Origin of the sequence: Frankia sp. CcI49, from assembly GCF_001983215.1 — a bacterium.
Taxonomy (GTDB): domain Bacteria; phylum Actinomycetota; class Actinomycetes; order Frankiales; family Frankiaceae; genus Parafrankia; species Parafrankia irregularis.
The window spans coordinates 442,028-457,898 of sequence record NZ_MOWP01000006.1 but is presented as its reverse complement, the minus strand read 5'-3'; the positions used below and the strand labels follow the sequence as shown (position 1 = coordinate 457,898).

Annotated in this window: 12 protein-coding genes; 6 read left to right on the top strand and 6 right to left on the bottom strand. The window is 72.8% G+C overall.

The genetic code is table 11. The annotated features are described in order from the left end of the window. Positions 1 to 17: 17 nt before the first annotated feature. Both CcI49_RS06065 and CcI49_RS06060 read right to left on the bottom strand, forming a co-directional pair. The gene (locus CcI49_RS06065; RefSeq protein WP_241839916.1) at positions 18 to 461 is read right to left on the bottom strand and encodes a hypothetical protein; all 444 of its coding nucleotides are present in this window, start codon (positions 459 to 461) and stop codon (positions 18 to 20) included. A 97-nt stretch (positions 462 to 558) separates the two neighbouring features. Next, a complete protein-coding gene (locus tag CcI49_RS06060) occupies positions 559 to 1,368 on the bottom strand; it encodes a LytTR family DNA-binding domain-containing protein (RefSeq protein ID WP_076824840.1) in 810 nt (269 codons plus the stop codon). A gap of 272 nt (positions 1,369 to 1,640) precedes the next feature. Between CcI49_RS06060 and CcI49_RS06055 the strand changes: the two genes are divergently transcribed. Beyond that, complete coding sequence (locus tag CcI49_RS06055) at positions 1,641 to 2,435, top strand: nitroreductase family protein (protein WP_076824838.1); 795 nt, start codon at positions 1,641 to 1,643, stop codon at positions 2,433 to 2,435. A gap of 112 nt (positions 2,436 to 2,547) precedes the next feature. After that, complete coding sequence (locus CcI49_RS06050) at positions 2,548 to 3,483, top strand: LLM class F420-dependent oxidoreductase (protein WP_076824836.1); 936 nt, start codon at positions 2,548 to 2,550, stop codon at positions 3,481 to 3,483. Between the two features lie 44 nt (positions 3,484 to 3,527). Here CcI49_RS06050 and CcI49_RS06045 read toward each other — a convergent pair whose 3' ends face one another. Both CcI49_RS06045 and CcI49_RS06040 read right to left on the bottom strand, forming a co-directional pair. Beyond that, positions 3,528 to 4,676, bottom strand: coding sequence for a histidine kinase (locus CcI49_RS06045; protein ID WP_116437346.1), 1,149 nt, complete (start codon positions 4,674 to 4,676; stop codon positions 3,528 to 3,530). 66 nt (positions 4,677 to 4,742) lie between these two features. Next, positions 4,743 to 5,384, bottom strand: coding sequence for a carbonic anhydrase (locus CcI49_RS06040; RefSeq protein WP_076824986.1), 642 nt, complete (start codon positions 5,382 to 5,384; stop codon positions 4,743 to 4,745). A 163-nt stretch (positions 5,385 to 5,547) separates the two neighbouring features. On the opposite strand from CcI49_RS06040, the gene pstS reads away from it, so the two are divergent. Continuing rightward, positions 5,548 to 7,785, top strand: coding sequence for a phosphate ABC transporter substrate-binding protein PstS (pstS, locus tag CcI49_RS43065; RefSeq protein WP_347280103.1), 2,238 nt, complete (start codon positions 5,548 to 5,550; stop codon positions 7,783 to 7,785). A gap of 13 nt (positions 7,786 to 7,798) precedes the next feature. Here the strand turns inward: pstS and CcI49_RS39505 are convergent, their stop codons facing one another. Then, positions 7,799 to 9,964, bottom strand: a complete 2,166-nt coding sequence (locus CcI49_RS39505) for a globin domain-containing protein (RefSeq protein WP_158230714.1) — start codon at positions 9,962 to 9,964, stop codon at positions 7,799 to 7,801. Positions 9,965 to 10,199: 235 nt separating this feature from the next. Further along, positions 10,200 to 11,813, bottom strand: a complete 1,614-nt coding sequence (locus CcI49_RS06015) for an alpha/beta hydrolase domain-containing protein (protein ID WP_235498035.1) — start codon at positions 11,811 to 11,813, stop codon at positions 10,200 to 10,202. A gap of 288 nt (positions 11,814 to 12,101) precedes the next feature. On the opposite strand from CcI49_RS06015, the gene CcI49_RS06010 reads away from it, so the two are divergent. From CcI49_RS06010 to rnhA, 3 genes are read left to right on the top strand one after another with little or no spacing between them, the layout of a single operon-like run. Next, positions 12,102 to 13,760, top strand: coding sequence for an FAD-dependent oxidoreductase (locus tag CcI49_RS06010; protein WP_054567938.1), 1,659 nt, complete (start codon positions 12,102 to 12,104; stop codon positions 13,758 to 13,760). Next, positions 13,760 to 15,286 carry an ATP-binding protein gene (locus tag CcI49_RS44080; protein ID WP_083749328.1) on the top strand — a complete coding sequence of 509 codons (1,527 nt, stop codon included), beginning with the start codon at positions 13,760 to 13,762 and terminating at the stop codon, positions 15,284 to 15,286. The genes CcI49_RS06010 and CcI49_RS44080 overlap by 1 nt, the downstream gene beginning before the upstream one ends. A gap of 11 nt (positions 15,287 to 15,297) precedes the next feature. Then, positions 15,298 to 15,816, top strand: coding sequence for a ribonuclease HI (gene rnhA / locus CcI49_RS06000; RefSeq protein ID WP_235498034.1), 519 nt, complete (start codon positions 15,298 to 15,300; stop codon positions 15,814 to 15,816). Positions 15,817 to 15,871: the final 55 nt, after the last annotated feature.

Below are 15,871 nucleotides of genomic sequence, written 5' to 3'. Positions count from 1 at the left end.
TCCGGATGTGGCCGGCATCAACGGCCGCTGTCGCGGTCGCTGCTGCCGGGGTCGCCGTCGCCGGACAGCAGGTCCGTGAAGTCCGCCTCCGTCCGCTCCACCCGCCGGACGTACCAGGCGGCCGCCGCCAGCAGCAGCGGATGCACCGCCACACCGAGCAGCAGCCAGGGCAGCGGCAGACCGGCGACCCGGTACGTCGACATCGCCGGCACCAGCGCGAAGACCACCGGGACCGCAGCCAGCGGCACGGCCACCGCGCCGAGCACACCGAGCGCGAGCCGGCGCTGCACCCGCAGCAACGAACGCAGGTAGACCTCACGCACCCCGGACGAATCGTCGACGTCCCGGGTGGCGTGCGGCCGCGGGGCCGGCCTGGCGACGGCCGCCGACATCCGCGGTGAGGTGACCCGCACCCGCGATGGCTGCCCGCCCCGGCCCGGCGGCCCGGACAGCCCCGGCACTCCCGGCTGCCCGGGGGCCCCGGAGGCCTGGGCAGGCCGCCCGTCCCGGGCTCCACCAGGGCGGACGGGCCGAGTGGGTCTGGTGACCCGGCCGCGGTCAGGTGGCACGCTCCCGGCCTCGACTCTGCTCCCGGCCAGGGTCTCGGCCGGGGCTCGCGGCCCGGACCAGCCGGTCCCGCAGCTCCCGGGTGTGGCGGCGGCTGACCGCGAGCACCCGCTCACCGATCCGCACCGAGCAGCGGCCCTCGTCGCTGCGCAGCTCGTCGACCGCCCCGAGGGCGACCAGCGCACTGCGGTGGATCCGGACGAAGCCCGCCGCCGCCCATCGCTGTTCCAGCGTGGTCAGCGGAACCCGCAGGAGGTGGGATTCGGTGGCGGTGTACAGCCGGACGTAGTCACCATGGGCGATCACATAGGTGACCTCGGAGCGGTGGACGAACCTGGTCACCCCGCCGAGCTCGACGGCGATCGTCTCGTCGTCGTCGGCCGGGGTGGCGTCGCGGCTGCCGGCGGCGTCCAGCACCCGGCGGACGGCCTCGCCCAGCCGTTCCGGCCGCACCGGCTTGAGCAGGTAGTCGGTGGCCCGCACCTCGAAGGCGTCGATGGCGTGCCGGTCGTAGGCGGTGACGAACACGACCTGCGGGCGCTCGGAGAACCGGGCCAGCACCCGGGCGAGGCCGAGCCCGTCCAGGCCCGGCATCCGGATGTCGCAGAAGACCACGTCGAAGGGCACGGTGTCGAGCAGGCGCAGGGCCTGCTCCGAGCTGCCCGCCGCGCAGACCTGGCCGACCCTGGCGTCCTGTTCGAGCAGCCAGCGCAGTTCCGCGAGCGCGGGCGCCTCGTCGTCGACCACCAGGGCACGTAACCGTGCGCCCTCGTCCCGGGCCCGCTGCCGCGCCACGACCATGATCCGTACCTTACGACGAGGTGCGCGTCACACGCGAGGGCCGCGGGTCACGCCCTGTCGCAGGTCAGCCGGCCGGTCGACTGGTCGAGCGGTCAGCCGGACGACGCCGGGTGGGTCCTTAGTGGTCGGGGGTTCCCGCCGCTCGGAGTAAGGAGCCTCTCAGAGGCGCCGCCACGATCGGCTATCTACGATAAGTCGATCGAGAATATGATTTTACTGTTTCCGGTTTCCTGTTCGACACCTGCCGACGACTCCTGTGAGGTCCGCTCCTGATGCCTGCCGCCGCCCGCTACGGCGATCCCGCCGCCAAGCTCGACGCGATCAACGATGTGCTCAGGCTGCAGCTCGCGCATCGCTCGGTCCGCAGGTTCGGGCCACGCGACGTCAGCGACGATGAGCTGGCCGCCATCATCGCTGCGGCACAGTCCGCGTCGACGTCGTCCAACCTGCAGGTGTGGAGCGTCGTCGCGGTGCGCGACCCGCAGCGCCGGGCCCGGCTGGCCGTGCTCGCCGGGAACCAGGCGTTCATCGCGCAGGCCCCGCTGTTCCTGGTCTGGATCGCCGACCTCAGCCGGGTGCACCGGCTGGCCGAGCGGGCCGGGACGCAGGTAGGCGCCGTGGACTACCTGGAGACCACGATCGTCGGCTTCGTCGACACCGCGCTGGCCGCCCAGAACGCCGCGGTCGCCGCCGAGTCGCTGGGCCTGGGCACCGTGTTCGTCGGCGCCGTGCGCAACCGACCCGAGGAGATCGCCGCCGAGCTGGGTCTGCCGCCGCACGCGGTGGCCGCCTTCGGGCTGGCCGTCGGCACACCCGACCCCACCGAGGCGGCGGACGTCAAGCCGCGGCTGCCGCGGGAGGCGGTCCTGCACCGGGAGCGCTACGACGTCGCCGCGGACGCGCACATCCCGGCCTACGACGTGCGGCTGTCCGCCTACAACGCCCGGTTCGGCCTCGACGGCAACTGGAGCGACCGAGCACTGTCCCGTCTCGCCGGCCCGGACTCGATGGCGGGCCGGCACCGGCTGCGCGAGATCCTCGAACGCCTCGGCCTGCCGTCGCGCTGACGAACCGAACCGTCTAGCGAGCCCCGGCCGGGGGGGGCGTCGGCGCCGGACACGTGCCGGGGTCGAAGCGCCCGTCCGTTGCGGAACCAAACGAGTTTGACAGGGTAGGGGTATGGATCTCCGAGTGTTCATCGAGCCTCAGCAGGGCGCCTCCTACGCGCAGCAGCTCGCCGTGGCCCGGGCGGCGGAGGAGGGAGGGTTCGACGCCTTCTTCCGCTCCGACCACTATCTGCGGATGGGGCCGGGCAGCCCGCTGCCGGGGCCGACCGACTCCTGGATCACCCTGGCCGGCATCGCCCGGGAGACCAGCCGCATCCGGCTGGGCACCCTGGTGACGTCCGCGACCTTCCGGCTGCCGGGTGTGCTGGCCATCTCGGTCGCCCAGGTCGACGAGATGAGCGGTGGACGAGTCGAGCTGGGCCTGGGCGCCGGGTGGTTCACCGAGGAGCACGCGGGCTACGGCATCCCGTTCCCCGCCACGAGCGAGCGGTTCGACCGGCTGACCGAGCAGCTCGCGATCATCACCGGGCTGTGGACGACACCCACCGGTGAGACCTTCTCCCACCAGGGCGAGCACTACACGCTGACCGACAGCCCAGCGCTGCCCAAGCCCGTCCAGCGGCCCCACCCGCCGATCATCATCGGCGGCCACGGCGCGACCCGGACACCGGCGCTCGCGGCCCGGTACGCCTCCGAGTTCAACGTCCCGTTCGCCTCGGCGGACCGGACCTCCGCTCAGTTCACCCGGGTCCGCCAGGCCACCGAGGCCGCCGGCCGGAACCCGGACGAGCTGGTCTACTCCGCGGCCCTGGTGCTGTGCTGCGGCCGGGACGAGGCGGAGCTGAAGCTCCGTGCCGAGCGGATCGGCCGCGACCTGGGCGAGCTGCGGGAGAACGGCCTGGCCGGCACCCCGGCCGAAGTCGTCGAGAAGCTCACCGCCTACGGCCCGAGCGGCGCCGGCGCCAGCCGGATCTACCTGCAGCTGCTCGACCTGACCGACCTCGACCACCTGGCGCTGGTCGCCGCCGAGGTCGCGCCGCACCTCTGACATCGGACGTCTGACAGCCGACGTCTGACGGCGGACGTCGGACGTCAGCGCGGGCTGGCGCCGGGGCGGACACCGGGGGCGAACTTGGGGACGCGGAAGCTCACCTTCGTTCCGGCGCCGGGGGCCGTCTCGACGACCAGCCCGCAGTCGTCGCCGAAAACCTGGCGCAGCCGGGCGTCCACGTTGCCGAGGCCGATCGAGTCGCCGGCCGGGTCGCCGGCCAGGGCGCGGCGGATCACCTCGGGATCACAGCCGGCGCCGTCGTCCTCAACCCAGATGTGGGCCTGGGCGCCGTCGTCCGTCGCACCGAGGGAGACCTTCCCGACGCCGGACCGGCCCTCCAGCCCGTGCCGGACGGCGTTCTCCACCAGCGGCTGCACGCACAGGAACGGGACCACCACCGGCAGCACCTCCGGCGCGACGAGCACCTGCACCCGCAGCCGGGAGCCGAAGCGGGCCTTCTCCAGCTCCAGGTAGCGCTCGATGTTGCGCATCTCGTCGGCGAGCGTGGTGAACTCACCGCCGCGCCGGAAGGCSTRCCGGGTGAAGTCGGCGAACTCCAGCAGCAGCTCCCGGGCCCGTTCCGGGTCGGTGCGGACGAAAGACGCGATCGCGGCCAGCGAGTTGTAGACGAAGTGCGGGCTGATCTGCGCCCGCAGCGCACGCAGCTCCGCCTCGACGGCCCGCGTCCGGGACGCCTCCAGCTCCGCCAGCTCGATCTGCGCGGACACCCAGCGGGCCACCTCCACCGCCGCGCGCACCAGGCTGGCACCGATGTCCGGCGCGTAGGCGGCGAGGGCGCCGACGACCTGGCCCTCGCTGGTCACCGGCACGATCACCGCGGCGCGCAGCGGGCAGGCCGCGTCGTCGCAGGCGATCTCCGCCGGCCCGAGTACCAGCGTGCGACCATCGCGTAGCACCGGCTGGGCGTGCCCGCTGGCCGCCGGTGCGTGGTGACCGCCGGAACCGTCCCACGCCAGCGTCGTGGCGGTGTCGACGAGGGCCACCGCGTCGGTGCCGAGCAGCGTGCGCAGATGCCGGACGGAGCGGACCGCCCCGTCCCGGGTCAGCCCGGCACGCAGGTGCGGCGCGGCCAGCGAGGCGGTGTGCAACGTCGCGAAGGTGGCCCGGTCAGCCGGCGTCCCGAGATCCCGGCGGTGCCGACCGGCCCAGGACGGACGCCGCACCACCACCACATTCACCGCCCGTTGACAGGCACGCACCGGAACTGACGAGTATCCATCCCGGAGCGGCGCGGGTCATCGGGAGGCCGCGGGCACCGGTCCATGGCTGTTGACCACGCTGACGGTGCCCCCCGCGAGCTGGTAGGACAGGCCGACCACCGCACAACGTCGCGCGGCGACCTCGGTCGCGAGCAGGACTGACCGGCCGACCAGGCTGTCCACCGTCCGCCGGATGTGCGTGTGCACGAACGCGTCGATGTCGGTGTGCCCGGCTGCCCTCGCGGACAGCACGCTTGGCATGACCCGCTCGACGAGGTCCCCGATATAGCCCGCCGGCGCGCTCCCGTCACGATCCGCCTCGGACGCTGCGGTGACGGCGCCACACGCGTCGTGTCCGAGAACGACGACGAGGGGCGCGCCGAGCACGCCCACGCCGTACTCGATGCTGCCGAGCACCTCGGGACCCGCGACATGCCCGGCGGTCCGGACCACGAAGAGGTCTCCCAGCCCTCGATCGAAGATGATCTCGGCTGCCAGTCGGGAATCGGAACATCCGAACAGCACGGCGAACGGCTGCTGCCTGGGCGCCACCGCCGATCGCCGGTCGGCGTCCTGGTTCGGGTGCAGCCGTTCGCCCCGCACAAAACGCGCGTTGCCTTCCTGCAGGACCGCGAGTGCCTCGGCAGGTGTGGAAACAGTGGGATCGAGTTCGGACACGAACAGCAACCTACCGCTGGTCCGGAGCGTGACGAGCCTGAACGCGGCAACGGACGAGCATCCACTCGAACGCGACCGGGCCCCACCACCTCGTGCCGGATGAGTGGCACCACCATCACCAGTAGGGTCCGTCCTGGTGATGGACGGTTCGAGGGGGCGTGCCGTGGACGTACCAGATATGGATCCGCTGGACGACGACGACCCGCGAACCGTCGGACCGTACACGGTGCTGGGCCGTCTCGGTGGTGGCGGGATGGGCACGGTGTACCTGGCGCGCCGTGACGGGCAGAGCCCGCCCGTCGCGCTGAAGGTGATCCGCGGTGACCTCGCGCGGGTGCCCGAGTTCCGCGAGCGGTTCCTGCGTGAGGCGCACGCCGCGCAGCGGGTCGCGAGGTTCTGCACCGCGGAGGTGCTCGACGTCAGCGTGGACGGCCGGCGTCCCTACCTGGTCACCGAGTTCATCGACGGCCCCGACCTGTCGACCGCGGTGCGGAAGCGGGGCCCGCTGCCGATCACGGAGCTGGAACGGCTCGCGGTGGCCGTCGCCTCGGCGCTGACCGCGATCCACGCCGCCGGCGTGGTCCACCGTGACCTCAAACCGGGCAACATCATGCTGTCGTCGTCCGGGGCGCGCGTCATCGACTTCGGCATCGCCCGCGCCCTCGACGTGACGACGATGATGACCCAGGGCGGCATCGGCACACCGGCCTTCATGGCCCCCGAGCAGGCTCTCGGCCAGCCCGTGACGGCCGCGGCGGACGTCTACGCCTGGGGCGGCGTGCTCCTGTTCGCCGGTACGGGGCGGCTGCCCTACGGTGAGGGGCCCACCCCGGTGATCCTCTTCCGGGCCGTCAACGAGGAACCGGACCTCACGGGCCTGGACGCGGGCCTGCGGCCGCTCGTCGAACGCGCGATGCGCAAGGACCCGGCCGAGCGCCCGACCGCACACGACCTCTTCCTCGAACTGGTCGGCGGCCGCCCCACCCCCACCCCCACCGCCACCCCCGCACCTGCTCCCGGGCCGACGGCTCCCGGGCCGTCCGTCGCCGGGCCGCCGGTTCCGGAGGCGGCGGTTTCCGCGGCGTCCGACGAGACGCTGCCGGTCTCGGCGCTGCCGTCGTTACCAGGACCGCCGCCTCGTCCGCTCCATCAGGGCGATCCGCCGTTCCGCGACGGTCCGCTCCATCAGGAATCGGATGACGGCCCAGTCCCAGTCCCAGTCCGGAGCCGTCGGTCCCGTGGTCGGCTGCTCGGGGCATTGGCCTCGGCCGCTCTCGTCCTCACGCTCGTGGTCGTGCTCGCAGTCGTCCGCACGGGCGATGACGACAAGGGGGGTGCGCGGGCCGAGACCCCGGGTGGAGTAACGGCGACCTCAGCGGCGTCCTCCTCGTCCACGCCCGGAGGCTCCTCCCTGTCTGATGTCTCCTGTGCCACCGGAGCGATCGTCGCGCAGGGATCCACCGCCCAGAAGAACGCGATGGATCAGTGGATCGCGAACTACCAGAACCACTGCTCGGGCGCGACGATCACCTATCAGCCCACCGGCTCGGGCTCGGGACGTGCGCAGTTCGCCGCCGCGCAGGTCGACTTCGCGGGCTCGGACTCGATGCTCGAGGGTGACCAGAAGCGCGGGGCCGACGCACGTTGCACGGGTGGCGTCGCCGCGGAGCTTCCGATGGCCGTCACGCCGATCGCGATCGTCTACAACCTGCCCGGTGTGGACGGGCTGCGCCTGTCTCCCGCCACGCTCGCCGGGATCTTCTCCGGCCAGATCCTCGTCTGGAACTCATCGGAGGTCTCCGCCGACAACCCAGGTGTGAAACTGCCCAACACGGCCATACAAGGTGTTCACCGCTCGGACAGCGGCAGCGTCACCGACACCCTGACAACGTTCCTGGACGCCGCCGCCGGGGACGCCTGGACGTACGGCTCGGGCGTCGGCTGGGAGGCCCCCGGCGGTGAGGGGGCGAAAGGCAGCGACGGCCTCGCGGTGGCCGTCAGGAACACACCGAACTCCGTCGGCTATCTCGATCTTGCGTCCGCGGAGAACGCCGATCTTCAGACCGCGAGAATCGAGAACGGCGCCGGCGAGTTCACCGACGTCTCCACCGACGGTGTGACGGAGGGCCTCAGCTCGGCGCGGATCACCGGCACCGGTGGTGATCTCAGCTTCGCGAACGACTACTCCGCCATGACGGCGGGCGCCTACCCGGTCTACCTGGTGACCTACGAGATCGTCTGTACCAGGGGCCTGAAGTCCTCCCAGAGCGCGCTGGTCAGGTCCTTCCTGACCTACGTCTCCTCCGCGGCAGGTCAGGAAGCGGCCGCCGCACTCGGCTACGCGCCGCTTCCCGAGGGTCTGCGAAGCAGGGTCCAGGCCGTGATCGACGGGATCGCCTGATCCGGGGCCGGTGTCAGAGCTGGCCGGCCCACAGGTCGGGGCCGAAGACCTCGTACCGGATGTTCTCGGCGGGCACGCCACGGCGGAGCAGGCTGGCCCGGACGTCCCGCATGAACGGCAGCGGCCCGCACAGGTAGGCCCGGACGCCGTCCGGGACCGGAAGCTTGTCGGCGTCGATCAGGCCGGCCTCGACCCCGGGCTCGGGCGCCTCGTCGCACTGCTCGTACCAGGCGAGCTGCTCGAACCCGCGCAGCTGGCGGCCCAGCATCCGCACCTCGTCGCGCACCGGGTGGGACCGCGGGGAATGGTCCGCGTGGGCGACGACGACGCGCCGGTCCGGCCGCGTACGGGTGACGTGGTCGAGCATCGCGACCATCGGAGTGATGCCGATTCCCGCACTGACCAGCAGCAGCGGATCGAAGCTGTCGTCGAGGACGACGTCCCCGAAGGGCTGGCTCACGTCCAGCGTCGTGCCGACGTCGACGCTGTCGTGGAGGAACGAGGAGACCGCCCCGTCCGGGTTTCCGTCCGCCCCACGCACCCGGCGGACGGTCAGGCGCATCCCGGCCCGTCCGGGAGCTGTGGAGATGGTGTACTGCCGGGGCTGGCGTCGTCCGTCCGGAAGGTCGACGGCGACCGACACGTACTGCCCGGCCTGCCAGGGCGGTGCCGGCTGGCCGTCCGCGGGGAGCAGCAGCAGCGAGATGACGTCGGGCGTCTCCTCGGTGCGGCGGATGACCTCCCAGGGGCGCCAGATGTGCCTCGGGTCCACCCCGGCCCGCTGGTAGACACGGGCTTCCTCGGCGATGAGCTGGCAGGCGAACAGCCAGTACACCTCGTCCCACGCGGCGGCGATCTCGGGTGTGACGGCGTCGCCGAGCACGTCGCCCACGGCGGCGAGCAGGTTCCGGCCGACGACGGTGTACTGCTCGGGGAGCACCCCCAGGGAGGCGTGCTTGTGGGCGATCCGCTCGAGCACGGGCTGGAACGACGGGGCCTGCGGGTCGATGAGCTGCGTGGCGTAGGCGACCACCGAGGCCGCCAGCGCCCGCCGCTGGTCGCCGTTGGCCTGGTTGCCCTGGTTGAACAGGCGCAGCAGCTCGGGATGCGCGCTGAACAGCCGCGGGTAGAACGCCGAAGTGATCTCGACGCTGTGGGCGGCGACGACCGGGGCGGTGGCGCGCACGACGGCGGCCGATTCGATGGAGAGCACGAGTCGTCCTCCTGACCCGGTTCCGCCGGCTACGGAACCTGAGGGGGTGGATGGGTCCGGGATGGATGAGGGGAGAAGCCCGGACGGGATGGAGCCGTCAGCAGGGCCGTCGAAGGCCGGCCCTGCTGACGGCGGGGCATCGAGGTGGGCGATGCACAGGTCTGGTTCGACGAACGGCACGACGCGCGGCACCAGCGGGCTGCCCAGTCGTTCGAGCAGGCCGGAGAGCAGGCCCGCGTGCACCGAACAGATGACGTCGGGGTGGGCCGCCGCCACGGCCCGGAACGGGCAGGAGTGCAGCAGCATCCGCCGGCCCACCCCCGGGATGCCCGGGGCACCCGGGGCGTCGGCTGGTTCGACTTCGGGATCGAAGCCGAGTTCGGCGAACACCGCGGCCGCCTGGTCGACAGCGGTCGTCTGGTCGACCGTGCGTGCCTGTTCCGCCGGGCCGGAGCCCGGGCCGGCGTCCGGTCCTACGGCGGGGGCTGACGGGGGATTCTCGACCTGTCGGCTGGCCCAGGCCTGTCCGGCCCGGCGCGCGATCCGGGCACGTTCGGCGGGGGTGTCGGCCAGGTTCTCCGCGAGCACGAACAGCAGCTGTTCGTGTTCGTAGCCGGCTCCGCCGTCGTCGTCGGCCGGGTCGGTGGCCGTCGCACCGGCCGCGACGGGTGAGTAGGTCACCCTCGGTCGGCCGGGGGCGGAACGGGGTTCCGGCCGGGCGCTGACCAGGCCGGCTCCGACCAGGACGTCCAGGTGGAAGCGCACGGTGGAGACGGCGAACCCGGTGGTCTGGGAGAGTTCCCGGGCGTCGAGCGGCCGGCCGGCCGCTCGCAGGGCGGCCAGCAGGCCGAGCCGGCTGTCGGTGGCCAGCGCGCCGTGCCGACGGGCCCGCCCGCCGCCCCCGCCGCCCCCGGTGCCGGGCCCGGCGTCACCTGCCGGGCGGACGTGCCGCGGTTCCGGGTGCATCCGACCTCCCGATCTCGACACCTCGTAGAAGCTCGACGTCGGGAGCATAAGCACGAAGATATTCGTTTTTACTATCGGAGTCGTTTTTATGGCATCCGCCACAACGGCTGGACACAAAGCGCTGGGGACCCTCCCGGCTGGCGCGCGTGAGTGAACGCCGGATTCCCGGCCAACCGGGGAGGGTCAGAACGAGGGCAGCCAGCCGGGTGAGGCCGACGATGGCCGTCCGTATCCCCTAGCTGACCCTGTCCGGCTCGGCGAAGGCCGCGAGGGCGGTGCGGTCCTCCGGAAGGGCGTAGCCGGCGGTGACGGTGCTGTCGACGGCGGCGTCGTAACGCTGCTGGTAGGTCGCCCGGTCCGGGTAGAGCGCGGCGAGCCGGTCGGCGGGCAGCGGCTTCGCCGAGCCGAGCAGCAGGCACAGCACCGACGGGTCCGGGCCCTGCGCGCCGGACAGCGCGGCGACCGGGACGTCGACCGGTGGGGTGCGGATGCCACCGAGCGCGATGCCGTCGGCGTCCCGGCGGATCTGCGGAGTCGCGCCCGGAGTCACCTCGATGAGCGGGGCGGCCTTCGGGGCGTTCCCGGTGGTGATCCACGTCGTGAGCGCCCGCAGGCCGGCCTTGGCGACGACGTGCATCGGCCCGTTGTTGATCGGCACGCCGCAGTTCATCTTGTCCGCGTTCGGGCCGAGCAGGTGCGCGTCGGCGTGCGCGGTGCCGGCGACCTCCCAGAGCCGGAACCGCTCGCTGTCAGGCTGGCGGGCCTTGTACGAGTTGAGCACGCCGAGCAGGTCGGACTCGGTCTGCGCGTTGAGGATCGGGGCGTCCAGGTCGGTGCGCAGGGCCGTCGGCGCGCCCTGCAGGGCACCGGCGAGGTCGGCCGGCTGGTCGGCACCGACCAGCGGCAGCCCGGCGGCGCCGCGGCTGTGCACGAAGAAGCCGTCGAACTCGGCGGTGAGCGGCTGCACGCCGTTGATGTAGGTGACGAGTGCCGCCGCCGACTGCGACTCGCCGGCCGCGACGATGACCGACGGCTTCGCCCCGTCCAGCCCGGCGCCGGTGCCGACCGCGCGGGCGACCTGGGTGTAGATGTCGAACGAGAAACCGTCACCGGGATGGGTGAGCGTCCCGTACCGGGCCGGGTCGATCGCGCGCAGGCCCCGCCCGGCGATGCCTTCGGCGCCGGGCGCGGTCACCAGAACCGGCCCGCCGAGGATGCCGATGCGCTGCGCCGAGACGCCGACCCAGACGTCACCGCGCCGGGTGATCTCCTCCTGCAGGCTGGTCCACTCCGGGTCGGCGTCCACACCGCCGCTGACATTGAGCCATTCGACGACGACGGTTCCGCTGAACCGCTCGGTCTGCGCCGGCCGGCGCACCAGCACCCGGGTGCGGTAGGGCGCGGAGCCGTCCGGGGTGAAGGTCCACCGGCCGTCGGAGCTCAGCTCCCCTTCGGAGCGGTAGGAGGTGGCGGTGCCGGCGGCGACGTACTCGTGCTGCACGTAGCCGGCGGGCTCCAGGTCCGCGGGCGTCGGCGACCCGATGAACACGCCGTTGCCGCCGGTGAGCTCGGTGGCGAGGTCCGCCGCCGGCCCGTCCGCCCGTGGCGTCGTCCGGGTGACCGCGGTCGGTGCCGCCGTCGTCTCGGCGGAGTCGCTCCCGTGCTCGGACGACGTCCGTCCGGCCGAGTCGGGGCGTTCGCCGGTGATCGAGCCGGAGCAGGCCGCGAGCACCGGCAGCAGCAGCGCCGCGACCACCAGCGCACCGACACGCACACCGACTACGGCACGGAACGTGCCGCCGCGGCCCGACCGGTGTAACCGCGGTCCTTCAATCCCCAGGTCTGTCATAGGTACCTCTCTGAAAAGGCTTCGCCGCCAGCCCGGTGTGACGTTTCCGAGAGCCTGCCGCCTGCCCTGGTGAGGATCAACTCGTCGGTGGCGGCCAGGCGCCCCGAAAGTCAGTCAGCCGCCCCGAAAGCGAGGCACGCCCATGGTCGGGCGGGTGGACCGGGCGATCTCCGCGGCGTCCCGGCTCGCCGGACAGTGGCACTACTGGGCCGGTCAGGCCGGTAGTTTGCTCCGAGACGGTCACTTTGTGGGGGGTTGGCCGCGCAACCGCTGACTGGGGTGAGCTTCATGGCCAGACCGACCATCCTGACGGTGGACGACGATCCGGAGGTCTCCGCGGCGATCAGCCGGGACCTCGGCGAGCAGTACGGAGCCGACTACCGGATCGTCGCCGCCACCTCGGGTGAGCAGGCACTCGGCGTCCTCACCCGGCTCGCGCTGCGCGAGCAGCCGGTCGCCCTGATCGTCACCGACCAGCGGATGCCCGAGATGACCGGCATCGCGCTGCTGGAGCAGGCCCGCGTGCACGCGCCCGGCGCGAAGACCCTGCTGCTGACCGCGTACGCCGACACCGACGCCGCGATCAGGGCGATCAACGACATCGGCCTCGACTACTACCTGCTCAAGCCGTGGGACCCGCCCCGGGAGCGACTGTTCCCCGTGCTGGACGACCTGCTCGCCGACTGGCGCCGGGCGCATCCGGACCAGACCGGCCAGGTGCGGGTCGTCGGCCACCGCTGGTCGGCCGGCAGCCATGAGGTGAAGACGTTCCTGGCCCGTAACCATGTGCCCTACCAGTGGTACGACATCGAACGTGACGCCGAGGGGCGGCGGCTCGGGGAGCTGGCCGGCGTCGCACCCGAACACCTGCCGCTCGTCCTCGTCCCGGACGGCGAGCCGCTGCGCGCGCCGTCGGCGCTCGATCTGGCCCGCTCGCTGCGGCTGCGCACGGAGGCCGACCAGCGGCTGTACGACGTGTGCATCATCGGCGGTGGCCCGGCGGGCCTGGCGGCGGCGGTGTACGCCGCGTCCGAGGGGCTGAGCACCGTCGTCATCGAACGGCAGGCCCCCGGCGGGCAGGCCGGGCAAAGCGCGGCCATCGAGAACTACCTGGGGTTCCCGAAGGGCCTGACCGGCGCCGATCTGGCCCATCGGGCCGTCGCCCAGGTCTCCCGGTTCGGCGCCGAGATGGTGCTCGCCCGCGACGTCGTCGGCGTCGAGCCGCGCGGGCCGGTGCACGCCGTGCTGTTCGCCGACGGCGGCGAGATCGAGGCCCACGCCGTGATCGTGGCCACCGGTGTCTCCTACCGGCGGCTCGAGGCACCGGGGCTCGACGGGCTCACCGGCAGCGGGGTGTACTACGGTGCGTCGGCGAGCGACGCCGCCGGGTGCCAGGGGGACGTCGTCGTCATCGTCGGCGCCGCGAACTCCGCCGGCCAGGCGGCCCTGAACTTCGCCCGCCACGCCAGGGAAGTCGTCATCGTGGTGCGCGGCCCGTCGCTGGAGGCCACCATGTCGAGCTATCTGATCGAGCGGATCGAGGCCGCGCCGAACATCGAGGTGCGGGTCCGCAGCGAGGTCGTCGCCGCGCACGGCGACAAGAACCTGGAGTCGCTGACCATCGCCGACCGCGCCGCCGGAACCGAGCAGACACTGGCGTCGAACTGGCTGTACGTGTTCATCGGGGCGTCCCCGCGCACCGACTGGCTCGGCGACGCCGTCGTCCGCGACGGGCAGGGCTTCGTCGTCACCGGCCCGGACCTGGCCGCCCCGGCGTTCGCCGGCCGGTGGCCGCACGCCCGCGAGCCGTTCGCGCTGGAGACGAGCCTGCCCGGGGTCTTCGCCGCCGGCGACGTGCGGCTCGACTCCATGAAGCGGGTCGCCTCCGCCGTCGGGGACGGCGCGATGTCGATCCACCTCGTCCACCGGTACCTGGGGCTGAGCTGATGCCGCCCGGCGACCAGGGCGGCGACCAGCCCGGTGGCCCCGCCGGCGGCCAGGTCGGCGGTCAGGCCAGTGACCCGGCCGGCGGCCTGGTCGATGACCTGCGCGGCCTGCCGATCGTCGCCGGCCTGCACGACGAGCAGCTCAGGCAGCTTGCCGCGGCGGGGGAGGAGGTCCACGTCAGCCCCGGTCAGGAGCTGTTCCGCCACGGCGAGTACGCCGACGCCTGGTGGGTCCTGATCGACGGCACGATCGACCTGGTGCGGCGCACCGACCGCGAGGAGACCGTGGTCGGCAGGATGGACGAGCCCGGCCGGTGGGCCGGTGGCTTCCGCGCGTTCGACCCGCAGGGCGTGTACCTCGCCACCGGCCGCGTCGCCACCGCCGGGCGGGTGCTGCGCGTGCCGGCCGGGCGGCTGCGCAGCCTGTGTGATGCCTGGTTCCCGCTCGGCACCCATCTCATCCAGGGCGTCTTCGGGACGGCCCGCACCATCGAGTCCACCGTCCGCCAGCGGGACGCCCTCGTCACCCTGGGAACACTCGCCGCCGGCCTCGCCCACGAGATCAACAACCCGGCGGCCGCCGCGGTGCGGGCCACCCAGTCCCTGCAGGCGGTGTGCGCCACCCTGCTCTCGGCGCTCAACCGGCTCGCCGGCGCGGAGATCTCCGCCAGCCAGTTCCTCCAGCTCGACGAGCTGCGCCGCGAGGTCGTCCCGCCACCCGGGCCGGTCGACCCGCTCGACCTGTCGGACCGCCAGGAGGACCTGTCCTCGTGGATGGCCGCACGTGGTGTCGACCGCGGCTGGGCCTTCGCCCCGGCGCTGGCCGCCGCCGGCGCCGACACCGCCTGGTGCGACCGCGTCGGCGACGTCCTCGGCGCGGGCGGACTCGGCGACGGCGCCCACGGCGGCGCGGCGCTGGCACCGGCGTTCGAATGGTTCGCGAGCACTTTCGACGCACCCCGCCTGCTGACCGAGATCGGCGAGTCGACCCGGCGCATCTCCGAGCTGGTCTCCGCCGTCCGGACCTACTCTCACCTCGACCAGGCGTCCATGCAGAACGTGGACGTCACCCAGGGCCTGGAGAGCACCCTGGTGATGCTGCGGCACAAAATGCCGGCACGAGTGCGGGTGGAACGGCGGTACGGGGCCGACGTCCCCACCGTCGACGCCCACGCCGGCGAGCTCAACCAGGTGTGGACCAACCTCATCGACAACGCGGTCGACGCGATGAACGGCGCCGGCACGCTGCGCCTGACCACCTCACGCGACAATGACACCAGCGCCGGCGGTGGCGCGGTGATAGTCGAGATCGGCGACGACGGGCCCGGGATGCCGCCGGAGGTCGCCGCCCGTGCCTTCGAGGCCTTCTTCACGACCAAGGACGTCGGCAAGGGCACCGGGCTCGGCCTCGACATCGCGCGGCGTATCGTCGTCGAGCGCCACTGCGGCACGATCACGATCGAGTCGAAGCCCGGCGACACCATGATCAGGGTCCGCCTGCCCCTGCGCCAGCCCTCCGCCAGCTGACGGCGCCCCGCGTGGGTGACGGACCCATCGAAGAAGCCGCCGCCGGGGAGAGGGATTTCGTGACCGGAGTGGAGATCTTCACCGACGGGGCCTGCAGCGGCAACCCCGGTCCGGGCGGCTGGGGTGCCGTGCTGCGCTACGGGGCACACGAGAAGACGCTGTACGGCGGGGAGGCCGCCGAGACCACGAACAACCGGATGGAGCTGCTCGCCGCCATCAGGGCGTTGGAGGCGCTCACCCGCCCCTCCACGGTGCGCCTGCACACCGACAGCCAGTACCTGCGCAACGGCGTCAGCGGATGGCTGCCGCGCTGGAAACGCAACGGGTGGCTGACCGCCGACAAGAAGCCGGTCAAGAACGCCGACCTCTGGCAGCAGCTGGACGTCCTGGCCGGCCGGCACACCATCGAATGGCTCTGGGTGAAAGGGCACGCGGGGCACCCCGACAACGAGCGCGCCGACCGGCTCGCGAACCGTGGGATGAAGGAGGCCCGAACGCCCACGAAGCGTTCCGGTGTTACCTCGGGTTGATCCACTCCGTCCAGATCGTGGCAGCGCGGCGGCAGGGCCGGGGGTGGGCGAAGGG